The organism is Curtobacterium sp. ME12 (genome assembly GCF_903970855.1).
Lineage (GTDB): Bacteria > Actinomycetota > Actinomycetes > Actinomycetales > Microbacteriaceae > Curtobacterium > Curtobacterium poinsettiae_A.
Genome location: NZ_CAJCKD010000042.1, coordinates 1 through 18,026 on the forward strand (window position 1 = coordinate 1; position 18,026 = coordinate 18,026).

General features: G+C 72.0%; 16 protein-coding genes, 5 tRNA genes and 2 pseudogenes. 10 read left to right on the forward strand and 13 right to left on the reverse strand.

The features are described 5' to 3' along the window. Positions 1-204: 204 nt before the first annotated feature. From H7A73_RS15835 to H7A73_RS15850, 4 genes are all read right to left on the reverse strand, one after another. Positions 205-3,579 carry an ATP-binding protein gene (locus H7A73_RS15835; protein WP_182066838.1) on the reverse strand — a complete coding sequence of 1,125 codons (3,375 nt, stop codon included), beginning with the start codon at positions 3,577-3,579 and terminating at the stop codon, positions 205-207. Continuing rightward, positions 3,576-4,364, reverse strand: a complete 789-nt coding sequence (locus H7A73_RS15840) for a DUF4194 domain-containing protein (RefSeq protein WP_182066839.1) — start codon at positions 4,362-4,364, stop codon at positions 3,576-3,578. The genes H7A73_RS15835 and H7A73_RS15840 overlap by 4 nt, the downstream gene beginning before the upstream one ends. Continuing rightward, positions 4,361-5,887 (reverse strand): DUF3375 family protein, encoded by a 1,527-nt coding sequence (locus tag H7A73_RS15845; protein ID WP_182066840.1) that lies wholly within the window; start codon positions 5,885-5,887, stop codon positions 4,361-4,363. Before H7A73_RS15845 ends, H7A73_RS15840 begins: the two co-directional genes overlap by 4 nt. Before the next feature lie 115 nt (positions 5,888-6,002). Next, positions 6,003-6,075, reverse strand: a tRNA-Val gene (locus tag H7A73_RS15850). Between the two features lie 215 nt (positions 6,076-6,290). Between H7A73_RS15850 and H7A73_RS15855 the strand changes: the two genes are divergently transcribed. From H7A73_RS15855 to H7A73_RS15880, 7 genes are all read left to right on the forward strand, one after another. Next, positions 6,291-6,362, forward strand: a tRNA-Gly gene (locus H7A73_RS15855). An 82-nt stretch (positions 6,363-6,444) separates the two neighbouring features. Further along, positions 6,445-6,518: transfer RNA gene (locus H7A73_RS15860), tRNA-Cys, on the forward strand. A 47-nt stretch (positions 6,519-6,565) separates the two neighbouring features. Continuing rightward, positions 6,566-6,640 (forward strand) — tRNA-Val (locus H7A73_RS15865). A gap of 162 nt (positions 6,641-6,802) precedes the next feature. Beyond that, positions 6,803-8,107, forward strand: coding sequence for an MFS transporter (locus H7A73_RS15870; RefSeq protein WP_259362939.1), 1,305 nt, complete (start codon positions 6,803-6,805; stop codon positions 8,105-8,107). Between the two features lie 98 nt (positions 8,108-8,205). After that, on the forward strand, positions 8,206-8,334 hold the full coding sequence (locus H7A73_RS18160; RefSeq protein ID WP_259362940.1) for a hypothetical protein: 129 nt from the start codon (positions 8,206-8,208) through the stop codon (positions 8,332-8,334). 156 nt (positions 8,335-8,490) lie between these two features. Then, positions 8,491-8,985, forward strand: a complete 495-nt coding sequence (locus H7A73_RS15875; RefSeq protein ID WP_182066841.1) for a hypothetical protein — start codon at positions 8,491-8,493, stop codon at positions 8,983-8,985. Between the two features lie 245 nt (positions 8,986-9,230). Continuing rightward, complete coding sequence (locus H7A73_RS15880; RefSeq protein WP_182066842.1) at positions 9,231-10,283, forward strand: BLUF domain-containing protein; 1,053 nt, start codon at positions 9,231-9,233, stop codon at positions 10,281-10,283. 4 nt (positions 10,284-10,287) lie between these two features. Here H7A73_RS15880 and H7A73_RS15885 read toward each other — a convergent pair whose 3' ends face one another. Together H7A73_RS15885 and H7A73_RS15890 are read right to left on the reverse strand one after the other, a co-directional pair. After that, on the reverse strand, positions 10,288-10,788 hold the full coding sequence (locus tag H7A73_RS15885; RefSeq protein ID WP_259362941.1) for a GNAT family N-acetyltransferase: 501 nt from the start codon (positions 10,786-10,788) through the stop codon (positions 10,288-10,290). Positions 10,789-10,818: 30 nt separating this feature from the next. Beyond that, complete coding sequence (locus H7A73_RS15890) at positions 10,819-11,109, reverse strand: DUF4190 domain-containing protein (RefSeq protein WP_182066843.1); 291 nt, start codon at positions 11,107-11,109, stop codon at positions 10,819-10,821. 141 nt (positions 11,110-11,250) lie between these two features. Here H7A73_RS15890 and H7A73_RS15895 point away from each other — a divergent pair, with 141 nt between their 5' ends. After that, complete coding sequence (locus tag H7A73_RS15895; RefSeq protein ID WP_182066844.1) at positions 11,251-12,462, forward strand: epoxide hydrolase family protein; 1,212 nt, start codon at positions 11,251-11,253, stop codon at positions 12,460-12,462. On the opposite strand, the gene H7A73_RS15900 is transcribed toward H7A73_RS15895, so the two are convergent. Continuing rightward, positions 12,429-12,743 (reverse strand): hypothetical protein, encoded by a 315-nt coding sequence (locus H7A73_RS15900; protein ID WP_259362942.1) that lies wholly within the window; start codon positions 12,741-12,743, stop codon positions 12,429-12,431. The genes H7A73_RS15895 and H7A73_RS15900 overlap by 34 nt on opposite strands. Before the next feature lie 162 nt (positions 12,744-12,905). Beyond that, complete coding sequence (locus H7A73_RS15905) at positions 12,906-13,697, reverse strand: HpcH/HpaI aldolase family protein (RefSeq protein ID WP_182066845.1); 792 nt, start codon at positions 13,695-13,697, stop codon at positions 12,906-12,908. An 84-nt stretch (positions 13,698-13,781) separates the two neighbouring features. Between H7A73_RS15905 and H7A73_RS15910 the strand changes: the two genes are divergently transcribed. Further along, on the forward strand, positions 13,782-15,164 hold the full coding sequence (locus H7A73_RS15910) for a hypothetical protein (protein WP_182066846.1): 1,383 nt from the start codon (positions 13,782-13,784) through the stop codon (positions 15,162-15,164). A gap of 45 nt (positions 15,165-15,209) precedes the next feature. Here H7A73_RS15910 and H7A73_RS15915 read toward each other — a convergent pair whose 3' ends face one another. Further along, positions 15,210-15,416, reverse strand: a complete 207-nt coding sequence (locus H7A73_RS15915) for a hypothetical protein (RefSeq protein ID WP_182066847.1) — start codon at positions 15,414-15,416, stop codon at positions 15,210-15,212. 132 nt (positions 15,417-15,548) lie between these two features. Between H7A73_RS15915 and H7A73_RS15920 the strand changes: the two genes are divergently transcribed. Further along, positions 15,549-15,620, forward strand: a tRNA-Gly gene (locus H7A73_RS15920). Positions 15,621-15,904: 284 nt separating this feature from the next. Here H7A73_RS15920 and H7A73_RS15925 read toward each other — a convergent pair. The 4 genes and pseudogenes from H7A73_RS15925 to H7A73_RS18250 form a co-directional block, all read right to left on the reverse strand. Further along, the gene (locus H7A73_RS15925) at positions 15,905-16,174 is read right to left on the reverse strand and encodes a DUF6510 family protein (protein WP_182066848.1); all 270 of its coding nucleotides are present in this window, start codon (positions 16,172-16,174) and stop codon (positions 15,905-15,907) included. Then, entirely contained in the window at positions 16,174-16,965 is a 792-nt protein-coding gene (locus H7A73_RS15930; RefSeq protein ID WP_182066849.1) for a ferredoxin reductase, read from the reverse strand. The genes H7A73_RS15925 and H7A73_RS15930 overlap by 1 nt, the downstream gene beginning before the upstream one ends. Next, a pseudogene (locus H7A73_RS15935) lies at positions 16,962-17,327 on the reverse strand (molybdopterin-dependent oxidoreductase); the annotation flags it as partial. The gene H7A73_RS15930 and the pseudogene H7A73_RS15935, both read right to left, overlap by 4 nt. A 263-nt stretch (positions 17,328-17,590) precedes the next feature. Then, positions 17,591-17,923, reverse strand: a pseudogene (locus H7A73_RS18250) (molybdopterin-dependent oxidoreductase); the annotation flags it as partial. Positions 17,924-18,026 lie beyond the last annotated feature (103 nt).

Genomic DNA, 18,026 nt, shown 5'->3' on the forward strand with positions numbered 1-18,026 from the left:
CCGCGCCTCCAGGCCGCTGTCGGTCGGGTCCAGTGCGCGGGCGGGGGGGTAAGGACACCCCGCCTGCGGCGCGTCGGGTGGTCGCGAACTGTCGGCGGCGGCGCCCTCAGTCGACGGTTCGTGACCGCTCGGCGAACCTGAGCGGGCTGCCTCGACCAGCCGACATGCACGACCAGCCGACACGCACGACCAGACCCGGCCGCGTCAGACGGCGGCCGGCTCCGCCCGGGCGATCTCAGTGATGGACGAGTGGCCCGTCTCGGGGTGCTTGCGCATCGACAGGAGTCGCTCCATCGACGGTTCGAGCGCCGTGACCTTGTCGAGCGGCGCGCTCACGACGAGCTGGAACCCGAGCCGGAGCCACGCGGTGACTGCGCGGCCGGCGAACTCCGAGTCCGCCTTGATGAACGCCTCGTCGAGGAACACCGGCGCGAACCGGGGCCGGGGACGGGTCTCGTCGCCGAGCTGGTAGCGCAGCGCGGCACCGACGATGAACGCCACGAGTTCCTGCGTCTCACCACCGGACTTGTCGCCGAGCGACGAGTACACGCCGAGGTCGTTGCCGTCGGTGTCGTACCGGACGGCCGTGATCTCCATGTGCCGGCGGACGTCGAGCACGGCGTCGCGCTGGGTGGTACGGCCCCGGGCGGCGTCCGGGTCGGGGCGGATGACCGCCATGAAGCGTCGGAGCCTGCGGAACCGGGTCTCGAGCACGTCGTCGGTCAGCTCGGTGTCGACCGACGCCGACAGGGCGCGGAGCTCGCGGCGGAAGGCGGTGACGTCCTCGCGGGTGACCCGGCGGATCTGGATCTTCAGCCGGTCCCGGTTGGCACCGAACGGCAGCTCCCGCAGGATCTCGTTCACCGGCTCGAGGCGCTCCTCGATCTCGACGACGGCGCGGTCGAAGGCGCCGGCGAGCGGGACGAGGTCCTCGCCGCTCCACTGCGACAGGCGTCGACGCCACTCGCTCCGACGTGCGTGCAGGCCGGTCGCCACGATCTGGTCGAGGATCGCGTGGTAATCGGGGTACGACGCGACGCCGGTACCGAGGTTCGGGTCGGGCCAGGCGTCCTGGTACCGCTGGAACGTCAGCGTCAACGAGGTCGAGGCCGCGGCGGCACCGTCGAGCGCCTGCGTGAGCCGCTCCTCGAGCCGTCGCTTCAGCCGTCGCGTGGCGTCGTCGAAGCCGTCGACGCCGTCCGGGGCGCCGATCTCCTCGAAGGTCTCCTCGAGCAGGCGGGCCTGCTGGTCGTCCGGCAGCGAACCGGGCGAGGACTCGAAGCGCTCCAGGATCTCGGCGGCGGCGTCCTGGCCGTCGACGAGCACCGCGTGGCGCTCCTCGAGCCGCTGGACGGACAGCCGCGCGGCGGAGCGACGGTCGGCCGCCTCGTCGAGGGATTTCCGGAGCCGGGCGACCGAGGCCCGCAGCGTCCGGAGGCCGTCGTCGGCGGCGAGCAGCGCCTGCCGTTCCTCGTCGAGCCGGGCCAGGGACGTGCCGAGCCCGTCGACGTCGATCGCGGCCCACGTGGCGTCGACCACGTGCTGGTGCGCGGCACGGAGCACGTCGAGCGCCGTGCGGTCCTGCGCGACGTCGGTGCGGCGGGCCTCGAGCGTCGCGAGGTCCTGCGCGATCGAGGCGAGCTCCTGCTCGACCGCGGCGACGCGGGCCTCGTTCGTGAAGCCGATGACGTTCGACTGCCGGCGGTCACCGTGGGCGCCACGACGGCCGTCACGCAGCTGCCCGGATTCGGTGACCCGACGGCCGCCGCCGCCGAGGTCCGACGCCGAGGCGACACAGCGGGCGTCGGTGCGGTCGGACTCGATCCGCTCGCGCACCCAGGTGCTGAACGGCGACGGCTTGATGGCGAGCTTGCCGGAGACCATCGCCGGGTCGCCGTCGAGGTCCAGGTGCGGGCCGGTCGGTACACCCTCGAACTGCACGCGGACGGGCAGGTGCAGTGCGTCGATGGCCTCGCTGAAGTCGCCGAGGCGGTCCTGGTCGACGAGCAGCGTCCGGGCGACGGGCGCCAGGACGGACTCGATGGCCGTGCGCCAGCGCTCCTCGCCGGGCAGCACGTCGAGCAGTTCCGCCACGAAGGGCAGTTCGGACGGGTCGATGCCGGCGGCGCGCGCCATCGCGAGCCGGGCCTCGTGCATCGGCAGCGGCATCGCGCCCTGCCGGTGCTCGAGCGACTGGCGCTCCTGCCGCAGGGACCGTTCACGGTCGAGGAGCGGGTACTCCTCGCGGGTCAGGGCGTCGCGGCGGTCGTCCAACGACGAGCGTGCGTCCGCGTACGTGCCGAGGAAGTCGTGGGACGCCCGCTGCGCGCTGGTGAAGCCCGCTTCCGACGAGAGCGACGCCGACAGCCCGAGCACCGCGGTGCGCTCGTCGAAGGTGGCGCGGGTGCGGACCACCGCGTCGCGTTCACGGGTGAGCCGTTCGATGCGGTCCTCGAGCTGGGCGAGCGCGTTGCCGCCCTGGTCGCGGAGCCGGGCCTCGGCGTCGCGGAGCTCGATCTCGACGGCGGCGTGCCGGGCCTCGGCCGCGGCGACCTCGGCGCGCGATGCCGTGCGCTCCCGGGCGTTGCGCGCGACCTCGGCGTCGAGCAGGTCGCGCTTCCGAGAGGCCGTCCAGTGCGCGAACGGCGACACCTCGGCGCCGGTCGCGATGCCGTCCAGCGCCGCTGCGGCCTCGGTGGCGCGCGCGATCTCGTCGTGCAGGTCGGTGATGGGGGAGAGGATGCGGACCTTGCGCTCCTCGGTGTCCATCGCCTCGTACGCCTCGTCGAGCGCGGAGAAGTGCGCGAGGGCACGGTCGGCGGCCTCGTACGTGCCCGGGGTCTCGAGCACGAGCGACTTGTACAGCGCGTCGACGGTCGGCAGGTGCTGGCCGGCCTGGATCCGGGCGAGCAGGCGCATCGCTCGGTTACCGCCCCCGGAGTCGCCGATGCCCAGCCGGGTCTGCAGCGTGTAGGCGAGCTCCTGGTAGGTGTCGCGGATGACGAGCCCCGGCACCCGGCCGGTCAGCTCGAGGTGGTGGAACCGCGACGGCACGAACTCCTCGAGCCGGCGCAGGTCGAACGTGTCGTCGACCGTCGCCATGGTCATCTGGATGTCCCCGACCCCGCGGGCGCGCTTCGGCACGATGTACGCACGCAGCACCGTGAAGCGCCGCTCGTCGTCGTTCCGGAACGTGACCGCCGCAGCGCCCCAGGTGGTCTGGTCGTCGCCGCGCAGGTTCACGTCACGCAGGCTGCCGGTCTCCGGGTCGCGACGGGTGTCGACCTTGCCGCGCAGGTACGTGAGCAGGTTGCGCTGGTCGGCGCTGCGCGCGCGCCCGGTCGTGGCATCGTTCGAGGCACCGTTGAACGGCACGTCGGACGGCATCATCACGGCCAGGTAGGCGTCCATCAGCGTCGACTTGCCGGTGCCCGAGGCGCCGGAGATGAGCGTCGCCGTGCCGGACAGCTCGACCTGCCGGTGGCCGTGGAACCCGCCCCAGTTGACGACCTGCATCGACTCGGCGCGCCACTGCGCGACCGTGTCGAAGAGCGCCGGGATCTCGAACGTGTCGGTCACGCTTCCGTCTCGCCTTCGTCGTCGGTGTCGGTCTCGGCTTCGCCGTCTGCCGGGAGGCCCGGGTCGTCCCCGTCGGTCGGCTCGCCGCCCGGGGCGGTTGCCTCGCCCTGCGCGGTGATGGTCCGCAACCAGGCGTCCAGTTCGAGCAGGCGCTCCAGGGGGAGCAGCACCTCGACGACGCTCGCCACCCGGAAGCGGTCCGGGTCGGAGGTGCGGATGAGGATGCGCGCGGTGACGAGGCGCTCGATGGCCTTGGCGACCCGGCCCTCGTCGCGGGTGCGGTCGGTCGCGGTCGCCGGACGGAAGCCCGCCACGTGCCCGAGGATCTCGGAGCGGTCGACGACGACCTGGTCCGGGCCCGGTCGGGCGTCGGCGCGCAGTCGCATCCGCAGGTAGACGAGGACGATCGTCTCCTCGCGGGTGTACGGCAGGTCGCGGAGCAGGGTCGGGAACGTGCGGCGCTGGCTCTCCGACCGGGCCTGGCGCTTCCACGCGACCTCGCGGTCACGATCGACGTGCAACTCGAGGAACAGGTCGTTCAGGCGGGACCGCAGCTGGTACTCGGCGTCGAGGACCGCACGCCACTCGTCGGGGTGCGTGCGGGAGCTGACGTACGAGTGCCGCAGCAGGGCCACCAGTGCGCGGCGCTGGTGTTCGTCGAGCCGCCCCTCGTCGCCCTCGAAGAGGGCGAAGCTGGACTCGTCGCGCTCGTCGTCCTGCATCACGGATGCGGGGTCGTCGTAGGGGACCGTGTCGTCGACCGGTGCCGGCGTCGTGTCGCTCACCGTGCCTCCTGTGCGTTCTCGTCGTGTGTGTCGCCGACCGGACGGTGCTCGTCGTCGAGCGCAGCGGTGGGCATGTGGAAGGTGATCGTGGTGCCGTCGGGGCGGACCGTGCGGTGCTCAGCGACGTGGGCGGCCGACTCGAAGTCGTCGCGCCCCGTCAGCAGGTGTGCGAGGCCGAAGAGCTCGACCGGACGGCGCTGCTCGGGCGGCAGCCCGTGGAACGCGTCGACGCTGGAGTCGGCCTCGGCGAAGCGGAGCGCCGCGCGCAGCTCGGTCAGGAGTGGCCCGCCGTGCTTGCGGAGCATCTCGACGTCGAGGTCCTCGAAGACGTCGTCGTCGGGTTCCTCGATGGGCAGCGGCACGGACTCGGCGTCCGGGTCGTAGAAGCGCTCGCGCAGCGTGCCGACCTCGGCGGCCGCCGGCAGGAGCGGCAGCGGGATGCGGTCGCGCGCACCGCCCTGGTCCATCAGGGTGGCGAGGCCGCGGTTGATCGAGCGGAGCACCGCGTCGAGCTCGCGGTCGCGCACCACGTCGTGGGCGACGATCTGGTCGCGGAGTGTGGCGGTCAGCTGACGGCGCTGGGCGAGCACGTCCTCGATGCCCTGGCGCAGGATCGTCACCGTGTTACGGAAGGCACGACGCTCGCCGGCGCCGAGGCCCTGCGCGAACGGGTGCGCCAGGATCGTCGCGATGTCGTCGCGGAGCCGCAGGAGCAGGGCGTCGTCGCGGAGGAGCTCGAAGGCACCCTCGAAGGCACGGCCCTCGGGCGTCGCTTCCATCAGGTTGTCGGTGCGCGCCAGGTAGTCGTCGAGGATCTCGCCGATCGGGCGGACCTCTTGCCGGAAGTCCTCGACGATCGAGCGGTGCATCGTCGCGACCGCCTCTTCCACGCGCTTGAAGTCGCTCGGCAGCTGCCGGATCAGGTCGGAGATGTTCGTGTACCCGTCGCGCATCCGGTCGTCGTCGACGGCCACGACGTCGTCGCCGTGCTCCAGGCGTTCCCGTTCGGCCTGCAGTTCGGCGATCTGGGCGTCGATCCGGCGGATCTGCACGTCGGGGTCGGGCTCGGCGCGTGCCGCCCACCGGTGCACCGCGTCGACGATCATCGCCAGCCGGCTCTCGCTGATCAGGGCGCGGTCGGCCGACAGGGCGTCGACGAGGCTCAGCGCCTCGAGGGCGTGGCTCGTCAGGGAGTACTGCTCGTCGCCGTCGGGGGAGTTCGAGCGGACGAGCCACTGCGCAGCGACCCACTCGCGGCAGAGCGCGCGACCGTTCGGTCGGGCTTCATCGTCACCCTCGTTCTGCTCGCTCGCGGGGACCCGCGCGCCCGCGGCCTGCAGACGCGCGACGTGCTCCTCGACCTGCAGGTGCATGCGGTCGGCGGGGACGTACTGCACGTCTCGGTCGAACACCGTGCGGAAGACGGCGAGGACGGTGGCGCTGGTCGGCCGGGACATGAGCCGAAGGGTGGGACGGTCCAGGACCGCCCGGACCCGTGCGAACTCGAGGTCGACGTCGGTCATGCGCCCCTTCGTCCGATCGTGCTGGTTGTCCGGCCCGCGAGCGGCGGACCGGGGAGATGACAAGAGCCCGACGCTGCTGCGTCGGGCTCTTGTCGGTGGTGTGCTTCTTGCTACGTGGGCGATACCAGACTCGAACTGATGACCTCTTCGGTGTGAACGAAGCGCGCTACCAACTGCGCCAATCGCCCCCTGCACTGTTCGTGCGGATCGATACTAGCGGAAGTCCGGCGGTGCATCGAACACATCGCGCGGCCCGGGTGTGGCGCGCTGCCGCCAGGGGGTGTCGAACCGCCCCGATCCGCATGAACTCGGGGGACACGCCCGGTGAACGGGGAGGATTTTGGCGGAAGTGCCCCGGTGCGTATAGAGTTTACGTCGTCGCCGCGACAGCGGAACGACAAGTGCGGATGTGGCGCAGTGGTAGCGCATCACCTTGCCAAGGTGAGGGTCGCGAGTTCGAATCTCGTCATCCGCTCGAGTGTGGGTCTTCTCGAAGGCCCGCGACTCACCAGAGGGTATCCCACCGTTCGGGTACTCACGGAGACGTGAACCTCGATGGTGGGGTGGCCGAGAGGCTAGGCAGCGGCCTGCAAAGCCGTCCACGCGGGTTCGAATCCCGTCCCCACCTCCAGATCCACCCTCCAAGACCTTGATGGACCCCGGTCCACGCAGGGACTTGGGCGATTGGCGCAGCGGTAGCGCGCTTCCCTGACACGGAAGAGGTCACTGGTTCGATCCCAGTATCGCCCACCACCACGAAGCCCCCGGCAGGACCGTCAGGTCCGGCCGGGGGCTTCGTTCGTCCCCGGCTGCTGGCGTTCCCGGTCATTCCGGCCCGCGATGGTGCGTGGACGCCTGCGACGCTGCGGCCCGGGCCACCGCGAGCGGTAGCGACGGGGCCCGGCGGCGACCGGAATGGTCCAGATCGAGCCGACCTGCCTCACCGCAGGGCGCGCGGTGTTCGCCGGCCCGCGTGTCGACCACGAGGAGCTGGTGGACCAGAGCGCGGTCGGCCAGGGTGGTCACGTGACCGCCCTGTCGACGACCACGCCCCCTCGGCTCGCTCCGCTGTACGCGGCCGGTTTCGTGACCGCCTTCGGGGCGAACGGCATCGCGGCGGCGGTCGGCGGCGAGCACCTCGAACTCGGCCTGACGCTCGCGTGGCTGGGGCTCTTCCTGGCGCTGTACGACGTCGCCGAACTTATCCTCAAGCCGGTCTTCGGTGCCCTGTCCGACCGCATCGGCCCACGACCGGTGATCGTCGGCGGACTCGTGGTGTTCGCGGCAGCTTCACTCATCGGCGTCTTCGGGACCGGTCCGTTCTGGCTCGGGCTCGCCCGTCTGCTGCAGGGTGCCGGAGCCTCCGCGTTCTCGCCGGCGTCGTCCGCCGCGGTCGCCCGCCTCGTGCCGGCGCACCGTCGCGGGACGTACTTCGGTCGGTACGGCTCGTGGAAGGGTCTCGGTTACGCCGGGGGGCCGGTCATCGGCGCAGTCGTGGTGCAGTTCGGCAGCACGCAGTGGCTCTTCGGGATCCTCGTCGTGATGGCCCTCGTGACGGCGGTCGCAGTGTTCGTCGCCGTCGAGCCGATCGTGCCACTGCCCCGGCAGCGGGCCACGCTCGCCGTCATGGTCCGAGCGGCCACGGACCGCCAGTTCCTGATCCCGGTCGTCGTCCTGGCTGTCGGCAGCGCTGCGATCGGCGCCCTGACCGGGATGCTCCCCGCGCTCGGCACCGCGGTCGGCATCCCGCTCCTGGTGTCGACGCTCGCGGTCGCCGTCCTCGCGGTGACGTCGTCGCTCGTGCAGCCCGTCGCCGGACGTCTGCACGACGCCGGGCGTCTCGGCACCGGGGTGGCGGGTGTGGCCGGGACGGCCGCGGTGGCCGCTGCGTTCCTGGTGGTCGCCGTCGCACCATCGGCGGTGGCCGTCTTCATCGCGGCCCTGCTCGCCGGAGCCGGTGTCGCCACGCTGACACCCGTCGCGTTCGCGCACCTCGCCGGTACGACTCCGCCGGATCGGCTCGGTCGCACCATGGGCTCAGCGGAGCTCGGGCGTGAGACCGGGGACGCCGTCGGACCGCTCGTCGTCGGTGGTGTCGGCAGCACGATCGGGCTGCCGTTCGGGTTCGCGGCGTTCGCGCTGGTGGCACTCGTCGGGACGCTCGTGGCATCGCGGTTGCCGTCCGGAGCCGGCTCCGATCAGGACCGATCGCAGGCCTGAGGTCATTCGCCCTGCAGCAACGCTCGGCAGTACCGTGGGCTCAGCGACGGCCGCGACGGCTCGTCCGACGAGGGGGCACCATGAGGATGCTGCGCACCGTGGCACGAGGGTTGGGTTGGTTGCTCACGACCATCGCGAAGACGATGGGCGGGATGCGGGGCGCGAAGCCGTTCACCGATTCGCACGCGGCGCAGGTCCCGCCACGTCGTAAGGACTACCGCCCCTAGGGCCTCGCACCAGACCGCTGGTTGGATGGTTGCATGCCCAACGCTGGGTCGACCGTGGGACTGGTCATCCTCCGCCGATCGCACAGGGCCGGGGCGCGTCTGCCGTCACCGTAGGATCGTCGAGCCGCATCCAGTGGAACGACGGGGGAGCACCTGATGGAACAGCACACCGAATCACGCATGCGACCGCGGGTCGTCACGATCGCCGTGGCGCTCTGGTGGGCGTCCGTCATCATCAGCCTCGTGGCCGCGGCGCCCGGCATCGTCGTGTCCATGCGTGAAGCCGGCGGCGCGATCATCGGTGCTTCGCTCGGGCTCCTCTTCGTCCTCGCCTGGTCCGCACTGTTCGTGTGGCTGGCGACGCGGATGGGACGAGGCTCCGGCAACGCGCGACTCTGGCTGGCCATCATCGCCGGGCTGACCGCCTGCAGCGCAGTGGTCACGATCGTCACGGGCGGCGCGGACTGGGGCCTCGTCGACGCCGTCTGCATCGTCGTCGCGGCGGTGCTCAGCTACCTGCCCAGCGCTCGACCGTTCTTCCCGCGCGAGGAACGACGCCCGCGAGCAGCGGAGCCCCGCACCGTCGGGTGGGACCCGACGACCGGTGAACGCATCGTCGAGACGCCCTCGGCGGGCGCTGACGCGCGCTGACGCGCGCTCTGTGGAACAGCCGGAGAACGCGCGTTCCCCGTTGTGGGGGTACCGCTGGCAACGGCTGGGTGGTTCCATTCAGTGGTCGGCATCCCCGGATGCCGAGCAGCCACGGACCGTCTCGCGTCGCAGTGAAGGCGGTCACCCCTGGTTAGGGTGACCGCGAGGTGCCGGCGTGTCGATTCGGGTTCGACACGGCGGCGCCTCCCACCCGCCGATGGACCGCTCGACCAGGAAGCAGCACGATGCGATCGCTCGTCTACACCAGCACCCAGACCCGTCCGATCACGGATTCCGAACTCGCCCAGATCCTCGCGGTCGGGCGCGAGAAGAACACCCGGCTCGGGGTCACGGGCATGCTCGCGCACCGCGACGACAACTGCATCGGGATCATCGAGGGCGAGGACGACGTCGTCCGGCAGCGCTTCGAGCAGGTCCGAGCCGATCCGCGGCACACCAACGTCCGGGTGCTGCTCGACGAGCCGATCACCCAGCGCTCGTTCCCCGACTGGTCGATGGCCTTCCAGTCCCTCGATCCGCTCATGCACGACGTCCCGGGGTTCAGCGACCTCTTCAGCGCCGGCCGTCCGACCGACCCGGCGTTCGGTGCGTCGCGCGCGCGTGCCCTGCTGGACTGGTTCCGGAAGCACCCGCTGGCCCCGCTGACGAACCAGAACGCCGTGGATGAAGAGGTTCCGCGCACCCGAGCGATCAACGGTGCGATCGCGGTCATCCACGACGGAGGACTGTCCCGGTTCTCGCTCGACAGCGTCGCGTCCCGGTCGGGGATGCGACCCGCAGAGATCCTCGAGCTCTTCCCGTCCGAACCCGCGTTGCTGGCCGCCGCCGTGATGCGGTGGACCCGCGCCGTGTCGGCCCCGCTGCTGCCGCTCGCGGGCGAGAAGGGCACCGTCGCGTTCCTGCACGCACTGCTCTCCGCACACGCTGAGGACCCGGCGCTCATGCGTCTGATCGCCGCGACGCTCGCCATCTCGACCGACCCGTCGACGGACGGCGCCGACTACTACCGGTCCGCGTACGGGCAGTTCCGGGAGACCGTGCGGACAGCACTGCGGGAGGACGTCCGTGCCGGGCGCGAGCCGGCCACGATGGACCCGATCCGCGGTGCGCAGCAGCTCCTCGCCCTCTACGACGGGCTCCGTCTGCAGGCGCTCCTCACCGCGGACACCGACGTCGTCGACGCGTTCGACCGCGCCGCCGCCCGTATGCGCCGCGGGTGGTCCGAACAGTACGAGGAGACCACCGTGTGGGACATCTCCGCGCCGGCCGTGGACTGACGCTTCAGCGAACCAGGCGGACGGTCCGCGGGATGGGGCCGAACGCCGACTCGGCCCCGTCGGGTGCGAACCCGTTGCGCCGGGAGAAGGCGCGCGCACGCGGGTTGTCCGCAGCCACCCACAGCGACGCCGGACGATCGGCGAGCACGGCGTCGAGGAGCGCCTGGGCGGCTCCGGTCCCGTGCGCACGGGCCAGGACGTAGAGCGTCGTCAGCTCCTCGGGGCGGACGGCATCCGGCTCCGGAGTCGACTGCGCTGCGGCGAGCCCCACGACTCCGGTGCGGTCCAGGGCGACGCGGACGCTCCCTCGGACACCAGGGCTCGCGAGCGTCGACCGCCACATGTCGACCCGGCGACCCACGTCGAACCACGGGCTCGCGTCCGGGTCGTCGACGAACCGTCCGTAGGTCTCCCGCCACGACACCATGTGCAGGTGGGCGATCGCATCCGCATCGGCGCGCGTCGCCGGCCGGATCAGCGTCGTGACGTCATCCTCGTTGCCCACACGGTCAGGGGAGCGATCGGCCGCTGGCACTCAGAGCCGGAGGTCGAGGTCGAGGACCCCCGCACCGCCGAGGAACAGCGGCACGATGATCCCGAACAGGGTCAGCGTCGCCCCGATCAGGATCGCCGCGAACGCGATCCCGTCGCCCCGGTCTCCGGTCAGTCGGACGTCGCGCCGCGCGAGGAACCCGACGACGAGCCCACCGATCGGTGCCACGAACGGGAGGGCGATCGCCACCACCGCGAGCAGGCTCAGCGGTGCAACCGCTGTGGTCGTCGCCGGGGCCGGAGCGGGAGTGGCGGCTGGTGCGGTGTGGGTCACGTCGGTGGTCCGTTCAGGGAGGCGAGGAAAGCCCGGTGGCCGGGCCCGATGCCCAGCGTACGGCGAGGAGGACCGGCTGGGCAGTACCCCGTCGTGGTGGTGTTCCTCGCGGTGTCGGTCGGCGCCGCTAGCGTCCGTCACATGCGCCCGATCCGCCTCCAGGTGTCCGATGCCGATCTCGACGACCTGCACGCCCGTCTGCAGCGGGCGAGCGTTCCGGGACCCATCGGCGATGCGGCAGCCGGCAGCGCGCTGTCGATGGAGCGCCTGGCCGGCTTGCTCGAGCACTGGCGGACCGCGTTCGACTGGCGTCGCGTCGAGGACGAGCTGGCTACCGTGCCGCAGTTCCAGGCGGAGGTCGACGGGCAGCAGCTGCACTTCGCCCGGCTGACGGCGGCTGGGGACCCGACGGTGCACATCCCGGTGATCGCGTTCCACGGCTGGCCGTACTCGTTCGTCGAGATGCTCCCGTTCGCCCGTGCGCTCTCCGGACGCATCGTCCGGCTCGCTGACGGCCGGACCGCGGGGTTCGACGTCGTCGTCCCGTCGCTGCCCGGTTTCGGCGCCTCGGCTCCGCTTGCGGGACGCCCGTTCACAGGCCCCGTGGTCGCCGAGCTGATGCACGCGCTCATGACGGAGGTGCTCGACCACGACCGGTACGTGACCTACGGGGAGGACGTCGGGTCGACGACGAGCGACTGGCTGGCCGCGCTGCACCCGGACTCGGTGCTCGGGCTCTTCGCCACCCACGCCGCGTTCCCGCCGCCGTCACGCGCACAGGACCCGACGGACGAGGAAGCCGGATGGCTGCGGCAGCACGACGCCGAGTGGGCGAGTGCGCTGGGCTACGCGAAGGTGCAGGCGACCCGGCCGGAGGTCCTGGCAGCGGCCCTGATGGACTCGCCGCTCGGCCTGGCCGCGTGGATCACCGAGAAACTGCTCGCCTGGTCCGGCGAGGGATCGTGGTGGACCGACGACGAGCTGCTGCGCACCGTCTCGCTCTACTGGTTCACCCGGAGCACGGGGTCGTCCTTCCGGCCGTACCTCGACCACCCACGGCAGCCGGAACTCCCGATCGTCGAGGTGCCCGTCGCGGTTGCCGTGCAGACTGGCGAGCGCGGGTTGCCCCGGTCGTACGGGGAGCGCACGTACCGCGACGTCCGGAGCTGGCACGACCTCGACCAAGGTGGCCACTTCACCGCGTGGCAGGTCCCGCGCACGCTCGCCGACGAGGTCGCCGCCTTCGCGACCGCGATCGGAGCAGTGGGCCAAATCGGAGCAGCGGCGCCGATCGGACCGGGCGCGGCGGTCGACCCCGCTCAGGTCGGCGGTCGCAGCGCGCCCTCGATGTAACGCACGAGCGCATCCCGCCGCCGGTCGTGCTCGGCGGGGGAGTCCTCCGCCGTCGCGACCACGGTGATGGACCCCTGGGCCCAGGTCGCCGCGCTGGCGATGAGCAGTGCCCAGAGGTCGACCGGATCGAGGTCGTCTCGCACACGTCCGGCGCGCTGTTCGGCCGCGATCTCCCGTAGGTGCTGCTCGTCGTGCTCCTCGAACCCCGGGTACAGGTACCCGGCGCCGTCCTGCTCGAGGCGCTTCCACATGAGGAGTCGCACGAGCGCCGGGTCGGCCAAGCGCTTCGTGCTCGACCTGCGCGACCTCGACGCGCCCGAGTCGGCCTGACCCCCGGTGGCGAGCGGAGGTCCCGCACCTCGTCGAGGGTGATGCCGAGCCCCGCGTCGGCTCGGCGACGAGGACGAGGACCGCTCCCTGCTGCGTTCGCCGACGACGACCCGTCAGTACGACGTGCGACCGGTGGCCGCTTCGCCGAGCACCGCGGCCGCGCCGTGGGCGAGCAGGGTCCCGTCGGTGACGACGGCGACGCGGTCGAACCCGAGTGCGCGGAGCCGTTCGGCGCGGTCCAGGTCACCGGCGAAGGCGCCGGTGTGCTTGCCCGCGCGGCGGGCTGCCGCGACGATCGCGGGGAGTGCGGCCGGGCGGTGCTGGCCGTCGGCGAGGTCGTCGGCAGCTACGGCTCCGTCGTCGGCTGCGAGCAGTGCGTCCAGCTCGATGCCCAGTCCGATCGACAGGTCGAAGGGACCGACGAACACCGCCGTGACGCCCGGGACCGCCAGGATCTGCTCAGCGGCACGGAGGCCCTCGGGTGTCTCGAGCATCACCCACACCTCGGGGTCGGCAGCGGCTGCGGACGGTGCCGCACCGCCCCAGAGCCCCGCCATCGGCCCCCAGCTCCGTCGGCCCCGCGGCGGGTAGTGCGCGGCACGGACGGCGTGCTCGGCCTGCTCGGCGGTTTCGATCATCGGGACGATCACGATGTCGGCGCCGAGGTCGAGCGCACGGCCGATGGCGGCGTCCGAGCCCTCGGCGACCCGGACGGCCACGGGGACCTGCCGTGCGACCGCGGCGAGGACCGGCATCGTCGCCAGGAGTGTGGCGTCGTCGAAGGCGCCGTGCTGGGCGTCGAGACCGAGCCAGGCGAACCCGTTCTGCGCGATCTGGGCGGTGGTGCGGGGTTCGCCGAGCGTGCACCACACGCCGTCGGCGCGGCCGTCTCCGAGTGCGGGCATCGTGGTCCTCCGTCTGCTCGTGGTCCACCGGCCAGCGTACCGAGGTGCCGCGGCACGGCTCGTGGCACCGGTACCGTTGCGTCCGTGAACGACGACCCCGATGCCGCCATCGCCCAGCACGTCCACGACGCCTGGGACGGTTCCCTGCGCCTGGTGCACATCACGATCTCGGACGAGGACGGTGACGCCTACCCCGGGCAGGACGTCGACCGCTGGGTGATCGACGTCCGCGTCCCGGTCACCGACGACGACGAGACCGAGGCGGTCTCCGTCGCCGAGGTCACCGCGTTCAGCAGCCGTGCGCCGGAGTCGCTCGAGGCGCTGGTGCTCGGCTACCAGGTCTCCGACGTCGCCGGGTCCTTCGCGTCCGCCGTCGCCGCGCAGGACGCGACGGGGGAGACGTTCTTCTCGCTGCAGACCCACGCCGCCGAGATGCTCGGCAAGCCCGACCTGCTCGCCGTCGACCGGCTCACGGTCCGTCCCGCGTACCGGGGGCTGCCCGGACTGCTGCCGGCGATCGTCGACGCCGTCCGCCGCGGTCCTGCCGGTCGCACCGCATCGTGGGTGCTCGCGGACCCGACGTCGTGGGACGTGCCGTTCGGCGAGGACGACCGGTCCGCCGGCGCGTTCGTGCAGTGGGCCGACACCGCGGTGCTCACCTCGATGAACGCCGCGCCGGACGACCTGGAACGCCTGTCGCTCGCGCCGCCGGCCGGTGGCATCGTGATGGGGTCCCGGTCGGACGAGGTGCACCTCGGCGACGCGATCGACCACGCGATGACGCAGCCGGCGATCGCGGTGCCGTTCGACCTGCCGCCGAAGCTCCCCGCCAGCATCTGGGCCGCCGCGCCCGAGGACGTCCACGGCGTGCACGCGGACGAGACCACCGGGTCGATCACGGTCGAGACGCACGACGAACAGCTCGAGGTCGTCGGTTCGCCCGGTACCGCACCGCAGCTCGTGGGGATCTCGGCCTCGGCCGACGCCGCGACCCAGGAGTGGCTCCGCACCGTGCACCAGCGCTGGTGGCAGTACGAGCCGGACCTGCACGCCCGCATCCACGACGTCGTCGACGAGTACCTGTTCACCGGGCACATCGAATCGGCGTCGGACGAGCTCGCCGGGCACCTGCACGCACCCGACCTGCCGCCGTACCGGACGGAGTGGCCGGGCACCGGCACCGTCCTGCTCGAGGAACTCGGCGAGGACACCGAGCCCATCGTCTTCGACGCCGTGCTCGAGGACGGCAGCCGGCACGAGCACATCGGCGTGGTCGTCGTGCACGAGTCCGGACACGTCCGCGCGTTCCTGCACGACGAGTGGGAGCCCGGGTTCCCGGCCGCGGAGGCCGCGGTCGCGCACCTCATCAGCCTCGGTGCCGGCGAGTTCTTCGCGGACGCCCTGCACGACGAGCTGTCAGCGGGTGTCGAGCACGCGATCCTGACTGGCGACGTCCGCGGCCACTGACGGCCCGGCGCACCCGGATCGGTCAGCCCAGCCGGACCCGCCGGTTCAGACCGGGCGGTAGATGGCGATCGGCGGGGTGCTGTCGTCGCCCGCGTCGTGGGCGTCGCCCGTCGCGAGCCAGGTGCGACCCTCGTGCTCGATCGTGGTCGGCAGGTCGCCGTGCACCAGGATCCGGATCGCGGGGGCGTCACCGTCGACCAGGTCGACGCCGTGGGCCTCGGTCCCGCCGGGATTGTCGTGCACGTAGCTCATGGTCCGATCGAACTCCGTCGACCTGACGGACCGCCCGCGCCGCGCCGGACACGCCCGGAACAGGACCGGAACCGCTGATGCCGCCCGTCATCGGGTAGAGTCATCTCCGCACGGCCAGCACGGCGTGCGAATGCGGATGTGGCGCAGTGGTAGCGCATCACCTTGCCAAGGTGAGGGTCGCGAGTTCGAATCTCGTCATCCGCTCAGAACAGGAAGACCGGAACCCCCGTCGCTCGGAAGAGCGGCGGGGGTTCCGTCGTTGCGGGGCGTCGCAGCACCGAAGGCGTGGGGGCCCGGCGAGCGCAGGCTTCGGGTACCCGCGCCCACCGGGCGCGGAGGCGACCCTGCCCCCACTGGTCCGCGCCGGGTGGGTGGCCTGACGCAGTTCCGAGGACGTATCCGGAGCCGTCCCCCGATCGGGTGGGAACCGGATCCAGTGTTGCGGGAACTCGCAAGAAACCCGCACGACCCGCCGCGGGAGCCTTGTGCTACTCGATGCCGTCCGGTACCGACACCGACATCGTCCGGGCGCCGGGCAACCCCACCCACCGCCGGTCTCCGGACTCGACGACCGTGACGAGCACCGTGTCGCACCCGCGGCAGCGCGCCACCGACCCCATCGCGGAGCGGTGGACGGTGGTCTGCGCGAGCACCCCGAGCGCACCGCACCCGGCGCAGCGCAGGGCGACCCCGGTCGGCTCGGGTCCCAGACTGTCGGCCAGCGTCCCCGCCAGCGCGTTGCCGTCCACGACGACCATCAGCTGCCCCCGAACCGTTCGGCGCGGACGTCGCTCGTGTCGTGTCCGAGTTCGGTGAGCCAGCGCAGCACCTGCTCGACGAACGGCGTCGACCCGCACACGTAGACCAGGGCGCCCGCGTCCGGTGGGAACACCGCGGCGGCGAGCGCGTCCCGCGTCAGCCGGCCGGCCGGCACGGTCGAGCCTGGAGGCGCGGTGCGGCTGTACACGTGGGTCACCTCGAGCGGTGCCCGGCTCGCGAGCGCCTGGTCGAGTTCCGCACGGAAGAACACGTCGTCCGGTGTGCGGACGGCCGCGAGGAGCCGGAAGGGCGCTGGGTCGTCCGCCTCGGCGTGGGCGGTCACCATCGCGACGAGCGGCACGATGCCGGAGCCGCCGGCGATGAGCTGCACCGGACGGGTGGACTCGCCCGGCCGCCAGACGAACCAACCGCCCAGGGGTCCGTGGACCTCGAGCGCGTCGCCGACCTCGACGGCGTCGACGAGGAACGGCGAGACCTCGCCGCCGTCCACCCGGTCGACCGCGAGCACGACGTCGGTCGCGGGGCCGGCCGACGCGATGGAGTACGAGCGCTGTGCCTGGTAGCCGTCCTCGGCGGTCAGCCGCAGGTCCAGGTGCTGCCCGGGGTCGTTGCCCGGCCAGGTGGGGACGTCGAGGACGATCCGGCGCGCGTTGGTCGTCTCGCGGCCGACGGACGCGACGGTGGCGGCGTGCCAGGCCGGCGGTCGGCGCGTGGTGGGACGAGCGACGGGGGCGATCCGTGCCTCCAGGCCGGTGTCGGGGAGCGTCACCAGTACCGCTCTTCCTTCCACGGGTCGCCGTGCAGGTTGTAGCCCGCGTTCTCCCAGAAGCCGGGTTCGTCGTCGGACTGCATGACGATGCCGCGCACCCACTTGGCGCTCTTCCAGAAGTACAGGTGGGGGACCAGCAGGCGGGCGGGTCCGCCGTGCTCGGGCGTCAGGGGCTCGCCGTCGGCCTCGAACGCGATCCAGGACTTGCCGTCGAGCAGCTCGTCGAGCGGCACGTTGGTGGTGTACCCGCCGTAGCTGTGCACCATGCAGTAGTCGAGTCCGGTCTCGACGTCCGCGAACAGGCGGTCGAGCGGGACACCCCGCCACGGCATGTCGAGCTTGGTCCAGTGCGTGACGCAGGGGAGAGATCGGGAGAGGGGCGGGGAGGGAAAAAGGGTCCTTGCCTGCGTAGGTCGCGGGGGCGGCGGTAGGGTGTAATAAGACATGGCCGTGGAGGGTTTTTTTTTTTTTTAAAGCAAGAGGCCGGAAAAGGGATGCGAGTATGTGGGCGGGTGTTAGGGGGTTTCCTCTTCCGTTCCCGGTCGAGCGGGGCGGGGGGCGCATGTTGGGTGGGTTCCCCGCCGTAGCTGTGCCCCATGCAGTAGTCGAGTCCGGTCTCGACGTCCGCGAACAGGCGGTCGAGCGGGACACCCCGCCACGGCATGTCGAGCTTGGTCCAGTGCGTGACGCAGTGGATGTCGACGGTGACGTCCTCGACGCCGAGCGCGTGCACCTCGTCCCAGGTCCACTGGTGCAGGCCGGACTCGGTGCGGATCGAGAAGGCCCAGTCGGTCGGCTCGATGTCGGGCGTCGCGCCGGCGGACAGGACGGGCCAGTCGCGGACCAGGGTCTGACCGGGCGGGATGCGTGTGTCGTCGCGGTCGTCGCGGCGACCGCCGAACCCGCGGGTGAACGTGGCCATGGTCCTCCTCGGGGACGTCGGTGCGTTCCCGATCATGCCGCGATCCGGGCACGCTCGTGTAACGGGTTGGTAAACGTTCCAGGCGGGGACGGAACGGTCGTGCGCAGCGGCGGATCCGCGCGGGCTCGCCGATCAGGTC

What these genes read in the sequence shown, in the direction of transcription:
- H7A73_RS15925 (WP_182066848.1), bottom strand. Translation starts at nt 16,174, where the DNA reads ATGGTCGTCGTGGACGGCAACGCGCTGGCGGGGACGCTGGCCGACAGT.
- H7A73_RS15880 (WP_182066842.1), top strand. Translation starts at nt 9,231, where the DNA reads ATGCGATCGCTCGTCTACACCAGCACCCAGACCCGTCCGATCACGGAT.
- H7A73_RS15895 (WP_182066844.1), top strand. Translation starts at nt 11,251, where the DNA reads ATGCGCCCGATCCGCCTCCAGGTGTCCGATGCCGATCTCGACGACCTG.
- H7A73_RS15870 (WP_259362939.1), top strand. Translation starts at nt 6,803, where the DNA reads ATGGTCCAGATCGAGCCGACCTGCCTCACCGCAGGGCGCGCGGTGTTC.
- H7A73_RS15845 (WP_182066840.1), bottom strand. Translation starts at nt 5,887, where the DNA reads ATGACCGACGTCGACCTCGAGTTCGCACGGGTCCGGGCGGTCCTGGAC.
- H7A73_RS15875 (WP_182066841.1), top strand. Translation starts at nt 8,491, where the DNA reads ATGGAACAGCACACCGAATCACGCATGCGACCGCGGGTCGTCACGATC.
- H7A73_RS15915 (WP_182066847.1), bottom strand. Translation starts at nt 15,416, where the DNA reads ATGAGCTACGTGCACGACAATCCCGGCGGGACCGAGGCCCACGGCGTC.
- H7A73_RS15905 (WP_182066845.1), bottom strand. Translation starts at nt 13,697, where the DNA reads ATGCCCGCACTCGGAGACGGCCGCGCCGACGGCGTGTGGTGCACGCTC.